Source organism: Nocardia miyunensis NBRC 108239, from assembly GCF_001613065.1.
Taxonomy (GTDB): Bacteria; Actinomycetota; Actinomycetes; order Mycobacteriales; family Mycobacteriaceae; genus Nocardia; species Nocardia miyunensis.
This window is the reverse complement of sequence record NZ_BDBQ01000008.1, coordinates 1-17,392: the sequence shown is the minus strand read 5'-3', so window position 1 is coordinate 17,392 and position 17,392 is coordinate 1. Positions and strand designations below refer to the sequence as shown.

Sequence of the window (17,392 nt, the reverse complement as noted above, 5' to 3'; positions counted from 1 at the left end):
TGTCACGATGGTGTTCATGATTCGTGGCAAACGATCCCGGATGCAGGCCGTGACGGAACAGTCCTCGGTGACGCAGCTGGAGCTGTTCTTCGACCTGGTGCTGGTCTTCGCCTTCACCCAGGTGGACGATCTGGCCGCGCACGAGACCACCGCGCTGAACATGCTGCGCGCCTTCCTGGTGCTGGCGGTCATGTGGTGGGTGTGGATCGCCTACGCCTGGCTCGGCAACGTCGTGAAGGCCGACGAGGGCATCGCCCGGCTGGCGATGTTCGGGGCGATGGGCGCGGCGCTGATCGTGGCCATCACCATCCCCGAGGCGTTCGACGACATGCCCGGCGGCTGGTTCGGGCCGCTGGTGTTCGCCCTGGCATATCTGTTCATCCGGCTGGTGCACCTGGTGATGTTCTGGTGTGCCAGCGCGCGGGATCCGCAACTGCGCGGCCAGGTGACGCGCTGGGCGGTCGGGTCGATCACGATCGGCACCACACTGCTGATCATCGCCGCGGTCAACCACGGGACCGCGCAGCTGTGGCTGTGGATCGCGGCCGTCGCCGGTGACATGGCCTGGACGCTGTTCTCCGGCAACGAATGGCGGGTCAACTCGACCTCGCACTTCGCCGAGCGGCACGGCCTGATCGTCATCATCGCGCTGGGTGAATCGGTCGTCTCCATCGGGCTCGGCGTGGCCGGACTGCCGATCTCCTGGCCGATCACGGTGGGATCGATTCTGGGACTTGCCGTTTCGGGTCTGCTGTGGTGGGCGTACTTCGACGTCGGCGCGGCCGTGGTAGAGGAGCACCTGGCCCGCGCGAGCGGCGCACGGCAGATCAAGATCGCCCGGAACTGCTACACCTACTGGCATTTCCCGATGGTCGTCGCGATCATCGCGATGTCGCTGGGCCTGAAGAACGTGCTCGAGTACGTCGGGGGCGCGGAGGAACACACGTTGCACGATGCGCTGCACGGGATTCCGCTGTTCGCCCTCTACGGCGGCGCGGTCGGCTATCTGCTCGCGCTGGCCGGATTCCGGCACTACGCGACGGGGGTCGTGCTGTGGCCGCGGCTGGTCGCGGCGGTGGTCCTGCTCGCACTGATTCCGCTGGCCTCGATACTGCCCGCGATGGCCGCGCTCGCGCTGCTGTGCGTGGCGCTGGGTGCGCTGATCGCTTGGGAGACAGTGCGTTACGCGGAACCACGCGAACAGGTCCGGCACGCCGCGCAGCACTGAACATCCGGCCCCGCTACCGTCGCGGGGCCGAAATCCCTACTGCGGCTTGTTGTCCACCGCCTCCTCGACGCGGACGCCCTCGAGCACCGCGCGACGCATCTGATGGACGTTCTCGCGCAACACATCTCCCACCAGCTCGTCGGTGCGCGGATCGGCCAGCACCTGGAACACGATGCGGAAACTGGTGCTGGCGATACCGCGGATGATGTCCTCGTGGAAGGGCAGATAGCGCATCCGGCCCAGCGCCGGATCCTTCTGGATCAGATCCAGGATCATCTCGTCCAGTTCGGCGCGGTTCTCCTCCAGGGCCGAGGCGATGTTGCGGGTGTACTGGCCCACGCGCAGCACCTCGGAGACCTCTTCGAGCACCGCCATCGTCACCGGACGCTTGATCGCCTCCACGATCGTGTTGATCGACCGGTTCACGATCGCCACGGTGACCCGGTCGCCGAGTGCGCGATCGGCCACGCGCAGCAGCCGGACCAGCAGCACCACGATCCGCACCACATGGGAATCGGCGAAATACGTTGCGGCAGCGGGGATCAGGCACAGGACCTCGTACCAGTAGAGGAACGGATAGTTCCAGGACCAGTCCTCGCGTCGCCAGCGCCACAGGAACTCCAGGCCGAAGATTCCACACGTCGCGTACTCCACGATGACGATCGGCTGCTGCGCCGGATGCGGCACCGGGATGATGTCCACCCAGCAGATCAGCGCCGCCGAGAGCAGCGCCACGACGAGCATGAGGTAATCGGTCCACAGAACCGGTGGTTTGCGTGGATATTCCTGCGCCGACACGACGGTGTTCTTCGGCACGACGGACCCCTTCTGGCGGCGAACTGATCCCGCCGAGACTAACCCGTCGGCGTCTGAGGGATCAGTGACCTGCGCGAATGATGTTCTCGATATTGCGTTCGGCCAGCGCCGATATGGTCAGCGACGGGTTCACCGTGCCGGTGCTGCCCGGAACCGCCGCGCCGTCCATGACGTACAGGCCGGGGTGGCCGATCACCCGGCCGTAGTTGTCGGTGGCCCGGCCCAGCACCGCGCCGCCGAGCGGGTGCGCGGTGAACACGGCGTTCGCGTCGTAACCCAGCGCGGTGTACTCGACCATCGAGCCGCCGCGTTCGGCGATGCGGTGATCGACCGCGCGGGCGGCCGCGGTGACCTGGTCCCGCGCCTGCCGCGGCCAGCGCAGCCCGACCGCGTCGCGAGCCCGGTCGTAACCGAAGCGGGCCCGGGTCGGATCCAGGACCATGCCGAGGGAGGCCAGTGCGCCGGTCTCCACCGGAATGCCCGGGATGAACCAGCTCTCCAGGCTCAGCGGCATCCCGGATTCGTCGAAGATGCGGCTGGCGCTGGGCACGCCCTGGCCCAGGCCGCACAGTGAGCTCTCGCCGCGCGCGAGCACCACATCGCCGTTGGTGCCCCAGCCGTCGCCCACATGCTCGTTCAGGTGCGGCAGCGTGCCGGTGGCCTGAGCGCGCACCAGCAGTTCGGAGGTGCCCACCGAACCCGCGCCCAGGAACAGCCGATTGCAGGTGAGGGTACGTCTGCGCAGGACCGCGCCGGTCGGGTCGATCTTGGTCACGGTCACCGCATAGCGGCCGCCGGATTCCTGGGCGATGGACTCGACCCGATGTCCGGCGAAGACCTTCGACTTGCCCGATGCCTGCGCGAATTTCAGATAGTTCTGATTGAGATCGAACTTCGCGCCGTTGGAGTTGCCCAGATTGCTGCGGGCCGCGGTCGCCGACGGCCTCGACCGCCCGGCCAATTCGGCGCGCACGACCTCCCAGTTGAACACCGAGTCGTTGCGTCGCGGGGCGTATCCGGCCTTGCGCGCCTGGGCATCCCAGCATCGCGAATGGGTGAACGGCGCGGAGTTGTAGATATCGGCGGGCATCGTGTCCAGCCGCAGCATCTGCCGCACCCGCGGATAGTAGACCCGGTCCATTTCGTCGAAAGCGACTGTGCCACCGAAGATGTGATCGAAGAAGCGACGTTCGGGCTCGATCATCGCGCCGGTGTACACCACCGAACCGCCGCCGACCGCCGCACCGCGCCACACGTCGATGCCGTCGAAGGAGGTCACGTCGAGCACGCCGCCGAAGTCCGAGAAATACATCGGCACCTTGGTCACCCCGGTGAATTCGGTGCGATGCCAGAAACCACGCCCGTCGGGCAGGTCGTCGCCGGTGAAGATCTCCCGGTGCGGATCGTTGGGCCAGCGCGATCCGCGCTCGAGCACGGTGTTGGCGATCCCGGCCTGCGCCAGGCGCAGCGCGGTGATCGACGCGCCGAAGCCGGACCCGACGATGATCGCCTCGGTGTGATCCGGCGGATCGGGAAGCGGCGCAAAGATTTCCGACACCCAAACTCGGAACAGGTCGTCCCATATCGGCCCGGCGGATGCGCGAGTGGAACCACTCACGCCCGCGGTGGCAGAGCCCGCCGCACCGAGCAGCATCGCCGCACCCGCAGCCTTCATGAACGCACGCCTGTACACGCGGCCACCTCCCTCATCACGCATGGCCGCGCGCGAGATTACCCGCTCGGAGAGCTTGCCTCAACTGAACGATCTTCCCGGCCTTGACATCTGGCACCATCAGCCGTAATGGACTAACCTCTTAGCTAAGGAGGTGTCATGGCTGGCAACGCAGCAGAGCAATTCAATATCCACGAGGCGAAGACTCATCTGTCGCGCATCATCGACCGGGTGGAGCACGGCGAGGAGATCGTTATCAGCCGAGCCGGCCATCCCGTGGCGAAGGTGGTCCCGCTGATCCGAAAGGTCAATCGGACCGGCCGAGGATCGCTACGCGGCAAGCTGACGCTCAGTGAGGACTGGGACTCCGAGGAGACCAACGCCGAGATTGCGCGCGATTTCGGAATGCCGTCGTGAGCCTGCTGCTCGACACGCATGTCGTGCTGTGGTGGCTGAATGACGACTCGGAACTACCCGACGAGGTCAAGAATCGACTCGATACCGACCCCGACGTGTATGTCAGCTCCGCAACCGTGTGGGAAGTGGCGATCAAACAGACCATCGGCAAACTGACCGGGCCACCGGATCTTCCCGAGCTGATCCGAGACAGCGGATTCGTATCGCTGTCCATCGATGCGCGGCACGCCATAACCGCAGGTCGACTCCCACTATTCCACCGGGACCCGTTCGACCGGATACTCATCGCTCAGGCGCAATGCGAGCAACTGACGCTGGTCACTCGTGACCCGTTCTGCCAGAAGTACGACGTGCCGATTCTTGCCATGTAATCCCTAGGCGCGCAGGCGTTCTCGGCGGAGCTGATCGACCTCGGGGAGATCCAGCGGGGCGAGCTCGTCCACGCCGAGCGCCCGCCGCAGGAGGTGGTCGGCGAGTTCGGGGTTGCGGGCCAGGGCGGGGCCGTGCATGTAGGTGCCGATGACCGAGCCCTGCACGACGCCCTCCAGGCCGTCGCCGACGCCGTTGCCGACGCCGCGGGTGACGCGGGCCAGGCCGGCCGCGTCGGGGCCCAGAGTTGTTCCGCCGCGATGGTTTTCGAATCCGGTGAGCGGTTCGGACAGGCCGGGGAGCAGCGGGGTGGTTGCCACCTCGCCGATCGCGCGCTCGGCCTGGGGCGCGGTGGTGACGTCGAACATGCCGACGCCGTCGACGCGTTCGCCGCCGGAGGTCTCGTACCAGTGGCCCAGCACCTGGATGGCCGCGCAGATCGCCAGCACCGGCGTACCGCGCTCGGCCGCCTGCCGCATGCCCGGATAACGCTGCAGGTGTCGGGTGGCCAGCCGCTGCGCGGAATCCTCCGCACCGCCGAGCAGATAGACGTCCAGGGAGTCCGGGACCGGGTCGTTCAGCGTGATCTCGACGATCTCGGCGTCGTATCCGCGCATCCGCAGCCGCTGCCGCAGCACGACCGCGTTGCCGCCGTCGCCGTAGGTGCCCATCACGTCGGGCAGCACCAGCCCGATCCGTACGGTCGACTCGCTCATGCGCGGTATCCTCCCAGCGATTCCCAGGTCTGCGCGATCACGCCCGCGCCCGCGCCGCGTCGGCACTCGGCTGCGTCGTGCGCTGTGTCGATGACCGGCTCACTCACGACCGGGCCTCCAGATCGCGGTTCAGATCGCGGAACGCCGTGTAGTTGGCGAGTACCTCGACCTGTCCCGGCGGGCAGGAAGTTATGGCGCGCAACGGATTCGGCACCGTCGTGTGCTCGACGCCCGCGTAGGTCAGGCGCACCGCCAGATCGGTGGCGCGCTCTCCGGCGCCCACCACCTGCGTGCCCTCGAAATGTTCGAATCGCACGTCCCACAGCCAGGACAGATCCTCGCCGTCGGGCACCTGGCCGTTCACCGCGATCACCAAACCCGTTGCGGCAGGGTCGATCATGGACAACGCCTCCTGCCAGCCCGCCGGATTCTTGGCCAGCAGCAGGCGAGCGGTGTGGTCGCCGACCTGCACGGTGCGGTAGCGGCCCGCGATCTCGCGCACCGTCGCGGTGGCATCGGCAGCGGCCTCCGGCGCGACGCCCAGCGCCACCGCCGCGGCCACCGCCTGCGCGGCGTTACCGCGATTGGCCCGGCCCGGAAGGGCAAGGTGCAGAGGGATTTTCACCCCGTCGGGACCGTGCAGATGTTCCTCGTCCACCCACCAGTCCGGCTCGGGACGACGGAAATCCGCGCCGGTGCTGCGCCAGTGCACACCCTCCCAGACGATCGGCTCACCACTGCGCGGACAACTGCTCGCGTCGACCGCCCAGCCGCTGCCCGCGGCCACCCACACCACATTCGGGTGGTCGTAGGCGATCGAGGTGATCAGTACGTCGTCGCAGTTGGCGATGAGGACCGCGTCGGGATGCCGGGCCATGCCGGCGCGCAGCTTGCGTTCGATCATGTTGATCTCGCCGACCCGGTCCAGCTGATCGCGGCTCAGATTCAGCAGCACCACAGCGGCGGGATTCAGCGCGTCGCTCACATGCGGAAGATGCAGCTCGTCCACCTCGATGGCCGCGACCGACGCGTCCCGGTGCGCGTTGAGCGCGGCCACGATGCCCGCATCCATGTTCGCGCCGTCCGCCTGCGTGGCCACCGGCCCCAGCGCACCCAGCGCCGCGGCGGTCATCCGGGTCGTGGTCGATTTGCCATTGGTGCCGGTCACCAGCACCGTGCGCCGGTCGCGCCCCAGCTGCGTCATGATCGTCGGATCGATGCGCAGGGCGATCAGCCCGCCGATCATCGACCCCTTGCCGCGCCCGGCCCGCTGCGAGGCCCAGGCCGCAGCCGCCGCCGCACGCAACGCGACCCGTCCGCGCATCGAGATGTCTGCCACCCCGCGAGTTTATTGCCAGGCGGCCCGGTCGCACCTCCCGGGCGCGGCATCGGACCGGGGGACGTGGATCACAGTTCGCTGTGACCGGGCGATCCGTCGCCGCACGGCAGAGTCGAGCCGGCAAACCTGCCGCACGGTTGCAGCAGCGTGCCCGGCGGTGGCGGACTCGGCGCGTGAAGGTGCCCGAAGCCGAGCGGTCCGCGCGACTGCTCCGCCGCCGACAACGCCGGGCCCGCGTGCATGCGAATTCCGGCACAGGTCATCGCGTGAGCAGGCGTCCGAGCCGAGCACGCCGGGGATCAGGCCCGGGTGTCGAAGGAGTTGGGGCGACCTGCGGCGTAGCGGGCGGCGTCGAGTTGGCGGAGGGGTTCGAGTTCGGGGGCACGATAGAGGGGAAAGAGCTTGCAGCGCGTGGTGTTCGAGCCGACGGTGTCCAGCAGGGCGTTCACCGCGCGGCGGGCGGATTCGCAGGCGCCCTCCATGGTGGCCAGGTCGATCGTGGTGCGGACGTAATCGCCTGCGAGGAACAGGTTTTCCAGCGCGCCGTGCGGTTCCGGCCGGGCGGACCAGGAGCCGACGGTGTTGATCAGCAGCGGGTCGGCGTTCGTATTGCGTTGGCGCGCTGGGTCCCAGGTCACGCCGGAGTCCAGGAACCACGAATGCAGATCCGCGTCGGGCAGCGCCGTCTTACCGCCCAGATGCGCCTGGATCTGGGCCCAGACCTCCCGGGCGACCTCCTCGTGGGTGCATTCGCGGGCCGGTTTGCCGTACAGGATGCCTGGGGTGTTCCAGTTCGACACGTCCACCGACAGGCAGTCCTGGACCGTTCCGTCACCGAAGCCGGAAAGCGGTGTGCGCGACCAGAACTGGTTCTGCGCGATGGAGGTCAGCGACCACGGCGAGTCGACGTACGCGACGTGGCCGCGGGCGATTCGCGTCGGCCGGCGCAGGTAGAACTGGATTCCGGACATCCAGTCGACCACCAGCCGGTTCATCGCCGCCAATTCCGGTCGCACCGCGAGGATATCGGGCGTCCACAGCTGACGGGCCACATCCGCGGGCACCGCCATGACGAAATGGTCTGCCGCGACGGCACTTTCACGTCCCACCGCATCGGCCACCCGCGCTCCGGAGATCCGGCGATCACGCACCTCGAGCCGACGCAGCCGCGCGGTCACGAACCGGACGCCGAGCTCACGCAGCCGCCGCGTCCACGGCTCGATCCAGACCTGCGAGGTGGGGCCGTTCAGCAGCCGGTCCAGCGGTCCGTCGTCACCGATCAGGAGCGGATTGCCCAGGAACTGCTCACCCATCGAGCCGATCGTGCGCGTGCTGGCGCGATCGTCCTTCGCGGCGACCAGCAGCGTGGTCAGCGTGCGGGACATCAGCACCCGGAATTCCGGCGAATGCTGTTGCGCACCAATGAAATCACGCCAGGATACGTTCTCCCACCGGCCCATCCGCCGGGCATCGCAGCTGGTCATGAAGACCAGCAGTCGTTCGGCGAAGAAGGCCGCGTCGGTCATCGGCATCTTCGCCGACGTCGCGATCACCGAGGAGAGGGTCTGGCGGAAGTCGTCCGGATTCGACCACGCCTTGCTGGGGCTCATCGGCACGATGGTGTCCGGCCCGGTGCTGCGCGAGAAACGTGCCTCGGATGCCGCGACGAGATTGTCCCAGACGCCATTCGTGTTGCCCGGGAACGGAATTCGCCGCATCGTATCCGGAATGTGGTGATAGAACCCGGGAAAGAACCGGAATCCGTGCTCCCCCGGCAGGTCCGGACGTCCACCGCGCGCGCTGCCGGGCACCGCGATACTGCGGGCCTTGCCGCCCAACGCCCGCGGCTCGTACACGGTGACCTCGAACCCACGCTCGGCCAGTTCGTGCGCCGCCGTCATACCGGCCACCCCGCCGCCGAACACCGCGACCCGCCGCCCGCTCGCCGCCGCCGCGGGCACCGCCCGCACACTCAGCGCACTCGCCGTCAACGCACCCGCCACGGCCGTCCCGCGAAGAACTGTTCTCCGCGAGACCTTCCCGTACTGCTCAACCATCGTTCCGGACCTCCACGCCGCGCAACACTGTAAGCGGTCGCACCGCTCGGCGCGCGCAAAGGCACCGGATTACCGATCACACCCCTGATAGCCGGAGCATCGCATCACCCCGCAACACGCACCACCACGTCATCCGGCAGCGCACCCATCACCCAGCAGCGCGCAAATCACAAGAGACGGGCACCTCACTCCCGAGCTGCCGCTCACGAGAAGCCTGCGTCTCATCGGTCGTTCTCGCATCGGCGACGGCTCGTGATGCGCTGAAACGGGACCGACCGCTCGCCGTGGCCGCGAATGCGCCGCCGATCACGATCAAGCCTCCGACCAGCGACAACGCAGTGGGGCGTTCGCCGAGGAAGAGCCAGGAAGAGGCGATGCCCACCACCGGAACCATCAGCGACAGCGGTGCGACCGCACCCGCCGGATAGCGGCTCATGAGATAGGTCCACAGACCCGAGCCGACGACCGTCGCGAGTATGGCCGTATAAGCGAGCGCCGCCAGTGCGGGCCAGCCGGTGCCCGAGAACGAAGCCAGCAAGGCGCGCGAACCCGAACTCGGCCCCTCGACCAGCAGCGACATGGCGAACAGCGGGATCGGCGGCACGACGGCCACCCACAGGGTCAGATGCAGCGGGTCGGCCTTGCGCCCGGACTCACCGCCCGCGGCGGCCAGCCGCGAGCCGATATTGCCGAATGCCCAGCCCAGACCTCCGGCCAAGGTCAGCAGGACCGGCAGCACCGGCGCGTAACGCGCACGGTCCCAGCCGATCAGCGCCATCCCCGCCACCGCCGCGACGAGGCCGAGAATCTGTATGGCCCTGAGCCTTTCACGCAGGAACAGCGACCCCAGCAGAACCGTGAACGGCGCCGAGGACTGCAACACCAGCGAGGCCAGCCCGGTCGGCATGCCCGCCCGCATCGCGGTGAACAGGAAGGCGAACTGCGCCACCCCGAACCCCAGTCCGTACAGCAGCAACCACCGCAGCGGCACGCGCGGGCGCGGCACCAGCACGATGACCGGAACGGCGATGACGACGAACCGCAGCCCGGCGAAGAACAGCGGCGGAAGGTGCTCGACCCCGATGTGCAGCGCCAGAAAGTTCAATCCCCACAGCAGCACGACAGCCAGGCCCAACAGGCGATCACGGTAACTCACGTCGTCCAGGATGAGCGTGACCATAAGTAAGTACAATCGAATATTTGTGCATCAATACTGTAGTAGAACTTAACTATGTCGAATTCTGTCCCGCTGTCCGTCGATCGGCTGCGGATCCTGCGGGAACTCGCCGACCGGGGCACGGTCGCGGGTGTGGCCGAGGCCCTGTCGATGACGCCGTCGGCGGTGTCGCAGCAGTTGAAGGTGCTGGCCCGCGAGGCAGGTGTGCCGCTGCTGGAACCGGACGGACGACGGGTGCGACTGACCGACGCCGGGCACGCGCTGGTCGTCCGCGCCGACGAGGTACTGGCCGCCATGGACCGCGCGACCGCGGAGATGGCCCTGTACCGCGGCGCGTCGCACGGGCGGGTCCGAGTCGCGTTGTTCCCGTCCGGGGCCGCCCTCCTGCTGCCGCGAATACTCACCGCCCTGGCGGGAACCGGGGTGACCCTCGCGGCCAGCGACGAGGACGTGCCGCCCACGGCGGTGCCCCGCCTGCTCGCCGACTACGACGTGGTGCTGACCCACCGCGACGAGCACGCGCCGTCGGTCTCCGGACCGCGGGTGCACGCCGAGGCGCTGATGCGCGAGCCGATCGATATCGCCGTCGCCCCCGGACACCGACTGGCAGGCCGCGAGTCGGTCACCGCCGACGAGCTCGCCGACGAGACCTGGCTGAGCGTCCGCGGCGGTTTCCCCGTCGACGACGTCCTGCGCACGATCGCCACCGTCACCGGCGTACAACCACGAATTGCCCAGCGACTCAACGACTTCGGCGTCATCGAGCAGCTCGTCGCGGCAGGCCACGGCATAGCCCTCATCCCGCGCCACGCCGTCCGCCACCCCGCCCTCGCGGTCCTGCGCCTGTCCGGCGTCCGCGCCGGACGCATCTACGACCTCGCCACCCGCCCACACGCCGCGCACATCCCCGCGACGGCCACCGTCCTCGCGGCCTTCCGCACCGCCGCCAGCGAGGTAGGCGCAGCGATCAATCGCCGGACAGAACCTCCGACTGCGGCGTCTGCTCACGCCGACGAAGGCGTTGAACCCCGTTGAGCACAACACCACCCGTAACCAGTGTTCCGACCCCGATCGGAACCCATCCATGCCAGCGTTGTGCGAGCGCTGCTCATCGGCGGACCGGGTCATGCCGCCGGTTACACAGCGGTCTCCCGCCTGCATCTGCACGCTGCCACATTGGTCGGTTTGCCCCAGCATCGCTATTCCCAACGCGATCGCACCCGGGCCGAAGATGACAAACCCCAGTACCGCGCGAACCTCATCGGCAGTAGTCTTCGCCACCGGTACCACTCCAAATATGGTGTGCGCGAGCAAATATGACGCGATGGCAGGATGAAAAGTCCTGTACCACAGCTACTTCGGAACAGCTGATCGTGTTCGCAGCCAACTCGCCGCGCGTATTCGCGACGACGTGAGAAGTCATCGGCACGGCCCCCCGACGGAATGCGCACGGTTGGATCCGATTGCGGCACAAGTGGATTCTCGCTGAGAATATGGGCTGCCCAGGATTGTGCACGCATGATCCGATTGCGGCGTGAGGGCAACCGAATGCGGCGTTGCATGCTCCGCATGTCGTAACCGCATGCGCTACACCACAACCAGTCCGATCGGGGCAAGATGCGGTGCCGCGCAGGGTCAGCTGAGGTGATGGTTAAGTGCTCGGCAGGCCGTAACCGCATGCACTACACCACAACCGGTGCAATCAGGGCAAGATGCGGTGCCGCGCAGGGTCAGCTGAGGTGCTGGTTGCGTGCTCGGCAGCCGTAACCGCTTGTGCGGCACCGTAGCTCACCCGAGTGGTGTGGGCTACGGTGCCGGGCGGGAGATCAGCGGGGGTACTGGTCGCGGCCTGAGTACTGGTCGCGGCCGTATTGGTCCGGCATGCCGTACTGGTCCGGGATGCCGTACTGGTCCGGGATGCCGTACTGGCCGGTCGGCGGGCCGGGGTACGGGGGGTTCTGCGGGCCCGGGTACTGGGATTGGACGGGCTGGAAGCCGGTGGTCGGGATGTTGAAGGCGAAATCGTCGGCGACCATGGCGGCCAGTTCGAGTAGTGCCATCCGGGTCGGCTTGCTGACGAGTTCCAGATCGATCTCCGCACCCTCGGCGAGGTGATCGTCGAACGGCACCACCTGGACCGCGCGGGTGCGGTCGAGGAACAGTTTGCGCAGCTGATCGAGGTCGACCGTGGAGGCGCCGCGGCGAGAGGCGTTGACCACCACCACGGTTCGCTCCACCAGCTTGTTGTAGCCGTGGTGCTCGAGCCAGTCGAGCGTGGCCGAGGCGCTGCGCGCGCCGTCGATCGCAGGGGAGGTCACCAGGATCAGTGAACTCGCCATATCCAGCACACCGGACATCGCCGAGTGCATCAGACCGGTACCGCAGTCGGTCAGGATGATGTTGTAGAACTGCTGCAGGATATTGATCGCGCGCCGGTAGTCCGCCTCGCTGAACGCCTCCGACACGGCCGGATCTTGTTCGCTGGCAAGCACTTCCAGACGGCTCGGTGCCTGGGAGGTATGCGCCCGCACATCCGAGTAGCGGCTGATGCGCTGATCCTCGAGCAGATTGCGCACCGTGGACCGGGTCTGGCGCGGCACCCGGTGCGCGAGCGTGCCGAGGTCCGGGTTGGCGTCGATGGCGATGACTCGGTCACCGCGCACCGAGGCGAAGGTGGAACCCAAACCGACTGTGGTCGTGGTCTTTCCGACGCCGCCCTTCAGCGACAGGATCGCGATCCGATAGTCACCGCGCACCGGCTGATTGACCCGCTCGGTGAGCTCGCGGAACAGGACGTCCGCCGAGGATTCACCCGGGTTGATCGCACCGCCGGACATCTTGTGCACCGCGCGACGCCAACCGCCGCGCGGCGAGCGCCGGGCCCGCTTGAGCAGGTTCAGATCGTTGACCGACTGACCACCCGGGCCCAGCTGACCGAGTTGCGGCATCGGCTGCGGCTGGAATCCCTGCTGCTGCGGCTGATGTTGTTGCTGCACAGGATGATTCGGCTGGCTGGGCGGATTGCTCTGCCAACTGGGGACCTGCTGCTGCGGCGGGAACTGTTGCTGCTGCGGCGGCTGATACATCTGCGGCTGCGGCGGTGGCGGCGGAGCCCAGCTCTGCGGCTCCTGACCGAACTGCGGCGGCTCCTGCCCGGCAGGCTCGGGCCCCTGCGGCTCGTCGTCGAACGTCCGGCGAACCATGCCGTCGCTGCCGATCTCCTGACGCACGTCGCCGTACGGCGTTTCCTGGCGCACCTCACCGTAATTCGGCGCGGGCGGCTCGGTGAAGTTGTGCGGCGGCGCCTCGGGGAAGGGCTGGTGCTGCGGCGCCGCGAAGTTCGGCGGCGCGAACGAAGTGGGCTCGCCCGGACCGCCGGTCGGCGCGAACGGGCCGCCTTGCTCGGGTGCCGAAAAGTTGCCAGGCGGCGCGAAACCGGGCTCGGGCGGGAACTGCCCGCCTCCCGGTGGGCCGTAGTGCATCTGCGGCGGAGGGAACCCGCCCATCTGCGGCGGCGCGCCCGGAGGCGCGAACGGCCCCTGCTGTTCCTGGCCGAACGGCGGCCCGGGAGCGAATTGGTGTGTCTCCGAGCCGAAGTGCTGCTCCGGAGCGAACTGCCCGTCCGGGCCGGGCTGCGGGCCCGTCGGGAAGGGCTGGTGCTCATCCAGGGAATCCGGTACCGGCGGGAAGATACCCGATGCCTGCTCCTGGTCAGATGCCGAATCGTGGTCGCCCGGCTCGGATCCGGTATCGGCGCTCACGGCGGGTTCGTCCGCCTTCGCGTCCTCGTGCGCCGATGCTGTCTGCGGGTCGTCCTGCTCGGTAGCTGTATCGGTGCCTTGGCCTTGCAGCCAAGCCGGTGAGTTCGAGTTGTCGTTTGTCGTCACGTATCCCCCATCTGCTCGGGAGTTTTCGAGCAGTGAGCTCGGCGCTGATGCTGTTCAACGCTAGCACGCTGTGCGGATGCTCGTAGTGCCACAGAGCCGCTGTGCACCCGATACGACGGGGAGTTGTCCACATGTGGACAACTCCCCGTACGACAACTGCCGCGACGCGCCGGAACCGGTGCCCGACACGCGGTTCCGCGCGACCTACTTCCGCTCGCGCAGCGACCGGTTGACCGCCGAGACGACCGCTCGCAGCGTCGCCGTGGTGATGGAGGTGGCGATACCCACGCCCCAGCTCACCGAATCCCCCATCGCGCATTCCACATACGCCGCGGCCTGCGCGTCGTCACCGGAGGACATGGCGTGCTCGGAGTAGTCCAGCACCCGCACGTCGTAACCGATCGTGGCCAGCGCGTCGACGAAGGCCGCCAGCGGACCGTTGCCCGCACCGGCGATCTCGTGTTCGACGCCGTCCACCTTGACCACCGCCGAAATGGAATCCGTCCCGGTGTCGGTCTCGGCGGCGGTGACCTTCTGCCGCATCCGCTCCAGCGGCAGGATCGGGTTCAGGTACTCCTCGGCGAAGACGTCCCACATCTCCTTCGGGCTGACCTCGCCGCCCTCACCGTCGGTGATCTTCTGGATCGCCTGGGAGAACTCGATCTGCAGCCGCCGCGGCAGCGCCAGACCGTGATCGGTCTTCATGATGTAGGCCACACCGCCCTTGCCGGACTGCGAGTTGACCCGGATCACGGCCTCGTAGGTGCGCCCGACGTCCTTCGGGTCGATCGGCAGGTACGGGACCTCCCAGGTGATGTCGGCGACATCCGAGCCCGCGGCGTCCGCCGTGGCCTTCATCGCGTCCAGACCCTTGTTGATCGCGTCCTGATGGCTGCCGGAGAACGCGGTGTACACCAGGTCGCCGCCGTACGGATGACGCTCGTGCACCGGCAGCTGATTGCAGTACTCGACCGTGCGGCGGATCTCATCGATGCTGGAGAAGTCGATCTGCGGGTCGACGCCGCGGGAGAACATGTTCATCCCCAGCGTGACCAGGCAGACGTTGCCGGTGCGCTCACCGTTGCCGAACAGACAGCCCTCGATGCGATCCGCACCGGCCATATAGCCCAGCTCGGCGGCGGCCACGCCGGTGCCGCGGTCGTTGTGCGGATGCAGGGACAGCACGATCGAATCGCGACGGGCGAGGTTGCGGCTCATCCACTCGATCGAATCGGCGTAGACGTTCGGGGTCGCCATTTCCACGGTCGCGGGCAGGTTGACGATCAGCGGCTTGTCCGGGGTGGGCGCGATGATCTCCGAGACCGCGTCGCACACCTGCTTGGCGTACTCCAGCTCGGTGCCGGTGTAGGACTCGGGGCTGTATTCGTAACGCCAGTTGGTGTCCGGGTAGTTCTGCTCGATCTGCTTGACCAGGGTGGCCGCGTCGGTGGCGATCTTCTGCACGGCCGCGCGATCGGCGCGGAAGACGACCCGGCGCTGCAGGATCGAGGTCGAGTTGTAGAAGTGCACGATCACGTTGGCCGCGCCGCGGCACGCCTCGAAGGTGCGCTCGATCAGCTCGGGGCGGCACTGGGTCAGCACCTGGATGGTGACATCGTCGGGGATCGCGTTCTCCTCGATGATCTCCCGGACGAAGTCGAAATCGGTCTGGCTCGCCGACGGGAAGCCGACCTCGATCTCCTTGTAACCCATCCGCACGAGCAGATCGAACATGCGCCGCTTGCGGGCCGGGCTCATCGGATCGATGAGCGCCTGGTTGCCGTCGCGCAGATCCACCGCGCACCAGCCGGGCGCGCGGTCGATGACCTTGTTCGGCCAGGTCCGGTCGGGCAGCGTGATCGGCTCGACCTCCTCGGCGAAGGGCCGATACCGGAACGCCGGCATCGAGGAGGTCTTCTGTTGATTCCACGCGGGCTGGTCGGCCGGGGCGGGTTTGGTCGGCGCGGTGATTGTGCGCATTACGAAGGCGTCAGCGGATGGCATGCAATTCTCCGTGAAGTGTGGGTTGGTGTATCCCAGGTAAATGGGTCGACCGGCACAGCTGAACCCCGCGACGGGAGCCGGTCCGTTCAGACCCCGTCGCGGCGGCCGAGGAGGAGTGCCCGCTGCATGATGTGGGAAGTCTACAGGGAGCTGACCACCCGGTGTAGGCAGGTCGGGCTTCGTACCACCCGGCGAATCGCCGCGACCTGGTCAACCGGTCAATTCGCCCGAGGCGAGGAAATCGCGTAATCGCGCCTGGTAGGGCTCTATATCGATGTCCTGGGCGGCGAGCCAGTCCGCGGCGTAGTACTTGTCGATATAGCGGTCGCCGGGATCACAGATCAGGCCGACGACGCTGCCCTCGCGACCCTCGCGCGCCATCTCGGACATGATGTGGAACGCCGCCCACAGCCCGGTTCCGGTGGACGCGCCGGCCTTGCGGCCGATCACCTCCTCGAGCACGTGGATCGCCGCGATGGCGGCGCCGTCGGGGACGTGGATCATCCGGTCGATGGCCGAGGCGACGAAACTGGGTTCCACGCGCTGGCGGCCGATGCCCTCGATGCGCGAGCAGATCTCCGTGGTGACCTGGGGGTCGTCGTCGCGCCAGCCCGGGAGGAAGGCCGAGTTGTCCGGATCGGCCACGCACAGACCGGTCGAGCGGCCGGTGTAGCGGATGTAGCGGGCGATTGTGGCCGAGGTGCCGCCGGTGCCCGCCGTCGCGACCACCCAGGCCGGATCCGGGAAACGTTCCTGAGCCATCTGATCGAAGATGGATTCGGCGATGTTGTTGTTGCCGCGCCAGTCGGTGGCCCGCTCGGCATAGGTGAACTGGTCCATGTAGTGCCCGCCGCTCTCCCGGGCCAGCCGTGCGGCGACCTCGTAGACGGCATTCGCGCTGTCGACGAAATGGCATGTACCACCGTGGAATTCGATCAACCGCACCTTTTCCCGGCTGGTCCCCCGGGCCATCACGGCGATGAAGGGCACCCCGATCAGCCGCGCGAAGTAGGCCTCGGACAGCGCGGTAGAACCGCTGGAGGCCTCGATCACCGGCCGGTCCGGGCGGATCCAGCCGCTGCACAGCGCGTGCAGGAACAGCGACCGCGCCAGCCGATGTTTGAGCGACCCGGTCGGATGGGTGGACTCGTCCTTGAGATACAGATCAACCCCGGGCAGCGCGGGCAGCGGCACCCGCAGCAGATGCGTATCGGAGGACCGCCGCGCATCGGCGCGAACCTTCGCCACAGCCTCGGCCAGCCAGCGCCGACGTTCGGGATCGTAACGATTGACATCGACCATGTTGAGGTCCGCGGACGTCGTCATAAGCACCTCCAGGCTGAATACCTGCGACATTACACAGCGAATCCTCGCCGACACCGCGGCGCGGAATCACCCGAGTTCCGCCCACACCCGAGAACGCGGACCCCGGAGCCGCGGCCCGAGTCGATTCCGGCCGACAGAACGGGAAGCACAGCCACAGAGCAGTGCAGAAGGAACCCAGGAACAACCCAGGCCCGCCCACCCCGGACAACACCAACACCAAAGGCCGCGGCCCGAGTCGATTCTGGACTGACCGGAGCGGAGGCGCGAAGCCACTGAGCCGTGGAGGCGAAGTCCAGGGACAACCCAGGCCCACCCGCACCCGACAACACCAACACCAAAGGCCGCGGCCCGGGCCGATTCCGGCTGACAGAGCGGGGAACGCAG

Annotated in this window: 13 protein-coding genes; 4 read left to right on the top strand and 9 right to left on the bottom strand. The window is 67.6% G+C overall.

What is annotated here, in order from left to right:
* Window positions 1-16: 16 nt before the first annotated feature.
* On the top strand, window positions 17-1,228 hold the full coding sequence (locus NM2_RS04130; protein WP_067664354.1) for a low temperature requirement protein A: 1,212 nt from the start codon (window positions 17-19) through the stop codon (window positions 1,226-1,228).
* 36 nt (window positions 1,229-1,264) lie between these two features.
* Here NM2_RS04130 and NM2_RS04125 read toward each other — a convergent pair whose 3' ends face one another.
* Complete coding sequence (locus NM2_RS04125) at window positions 1,265-2,044, bottom strand: ion transporter (RefSeq protein WP_084530460.1); 780 nt, start codon at window positions 2,042-2,044, stop codon at window positions 1,265-1,267.
* A 61-nt stretch (window positions 2,045-2,105) separates the two neighbouring features.
* Window positions 2,106-3,737 carry a GMC oxidoreductase gene (locus tag NM2_RS04120; protein WP_067664350.1) on the bottom strand — a complete coding sequence of 544 codons (1,632 nt, stop codon included), beginning with the start codon at window positions 3,735-3,737 and terminating at the stop codon, window positions 2,106-2,108.
* Window positions 3,738-3,875: 138 nt separating this feature from the next.
* Between NM2_RS04120 and NM2_RS04115 the strand changes: the two genes are divergently transcribed.
* Both NM2_RS04115 and NM2_RS04110 read left to right on the top strand, forming a co-directional pair.
* Complete coding sequence (locus NM2_RS04115) at window positions 3,876-4,133, top strand: type II toxin-antitoxin system Phd/YefM family antitoxin (RefSeq protein ID WP_067664237.1); 258 nt, start codon at window positions 3,876-3,878, stop codon at window positions 4,131-4,133.
* A complete protein-coding gene (locus NM2_RS04110; RefSeq protein ID WP_067664236.1) occupies window positions 4,130-4,504 on the top strand; it encodes a type II toxin-antitoxin system VapC family toxin in 375 nt (124 codons plus the stop codon). The genes NM2_RS04115 and NM2_RS04110 overlap by 4 nt, the downstream gene beginning before the upstream one ends.
* Window positions 4,505-4,507: 3 nt before the next feature.
* Here NM2_RS04110 and NM2_RS04105 read toward each other — a convergent pair whose 3' ends face one another.
* From NM2_RS04105 to NM2_RS04085, 4 genes are all read right to left on the bottom strand, one after another.
* The gene (locus tag NM2_RS04105; RefSeq protein WP_067664233.1) at window positions 4,508-5,218 is read right to left on the bottom strand and encodes a type 1 glutamine amidotransferase; all 711 of its coding nucleotides are present in this window, start codon (window positions 5,216-5,218) and stop codon (window positions 4,508-4,510) included.
* Between the two features lie 103 nt (window positions 5,219-5,321).
* A complete protein-coding gene (locus tag NM2_RS04100; protein WP_067664348.1) occupies window positions 5,322-6,542 on the bottom strand; it encodes a Mur ligase family protein in 1,221 nt (406 codons plus the stop codon).
* A 314-nt stretch (window positions 6,543-6,856) separates the two neighbouring features.
* A complete protein-coding gene (locus tag NM2_RS04090) occupies window positions 6,857-8,614 on the bottom strand; it encodes a hydroxysqualene dehydroxylase (RefSeq protein ID WP_067664229.1) in 1,758 nt (585 codons plus the stop codon).
* 148 nt (window positions 8,615-8,762) lie between these two features.
* A complete protein-coding gene (locus NM2_RS04085) occupies window positions 8,763-9,770 on the bottom strand; it encodes an EamA family transporter (RefSeq protein WP_084530470.1) in 1,008 nt (335 codons plus the stop codon).
* Window positions 9,771-9,863: 93 nt separating this feature from the next.
* Here NM2_RS04085 and NM2_RS04080 point away from each other — a divergent pair, with 93 nt between their 5' ends.
* On the top strand, window positions 9,864-10,826 hold the full coding sequence (locus tag NM2_RS04080) for a LysR family transcriptional regulator (RefSeq protein WP_157120875.1): 963 nt from the start codon (window positions 9,864-9,866) through the stop codon (window positions 10,824-10,826).
* A gap of 791 nt (window positions 10,827-11,617) precedes the next feature.
* On the opposite strand, the gene NM2_RS04070 is transcribed toward NM2_RS04080, so the two are convergent.
* The 3 genes from NM2_RS04070 to NM2_RS04060 all read right to left on the bottom strand — a co-directional run bounded on the left by NM2_RS04070 (window position 11,618) and on the right by NM2_RS04060 (window position 17,008).
* Window positions 11,618-13,678, bottom strand: a complete 2,061-nt coding sequence (locus NM2_RS04070; protein WP_439956832.1) for a MinD/ParA family ATP-binding protein — start codon at window positions 13,676-13,678, stop codon at window positions 11,618-11,620.
* A 204-nt stretch (window positions 13,679-13,882) separates the two neighbouring features.
* Window positions 13,883-15,682 carry a 2-isopropylmalate synthase gene (gene leuA / locus NM2_RS04065; protein WP_067664225.1) on the bottom strand — a complete coding sequence of 600 codons (1,800 nt, stop codon included), beginning with the start codon at window positions 15,680-15,682 and terminating at the stop codon, window positions 13,883-13,885.
* Window positions 15,683-15,892: 210 nt separating this feature from the next.
* Window positions 15,893-17,008: a PLP-dependent cysteine synthase family protein gene (locus NM2_RS04060; RefSeq protein ID WP_067664345.1), complete on the bottom strand. Its 1,116-nt coding sequence runs from the start codon at window positions 17,006-17,008 to the stop codon at window positions 15,893-15,895.
* Window positions 17,009-17,392: the final 384 nt, after the last annotated feature.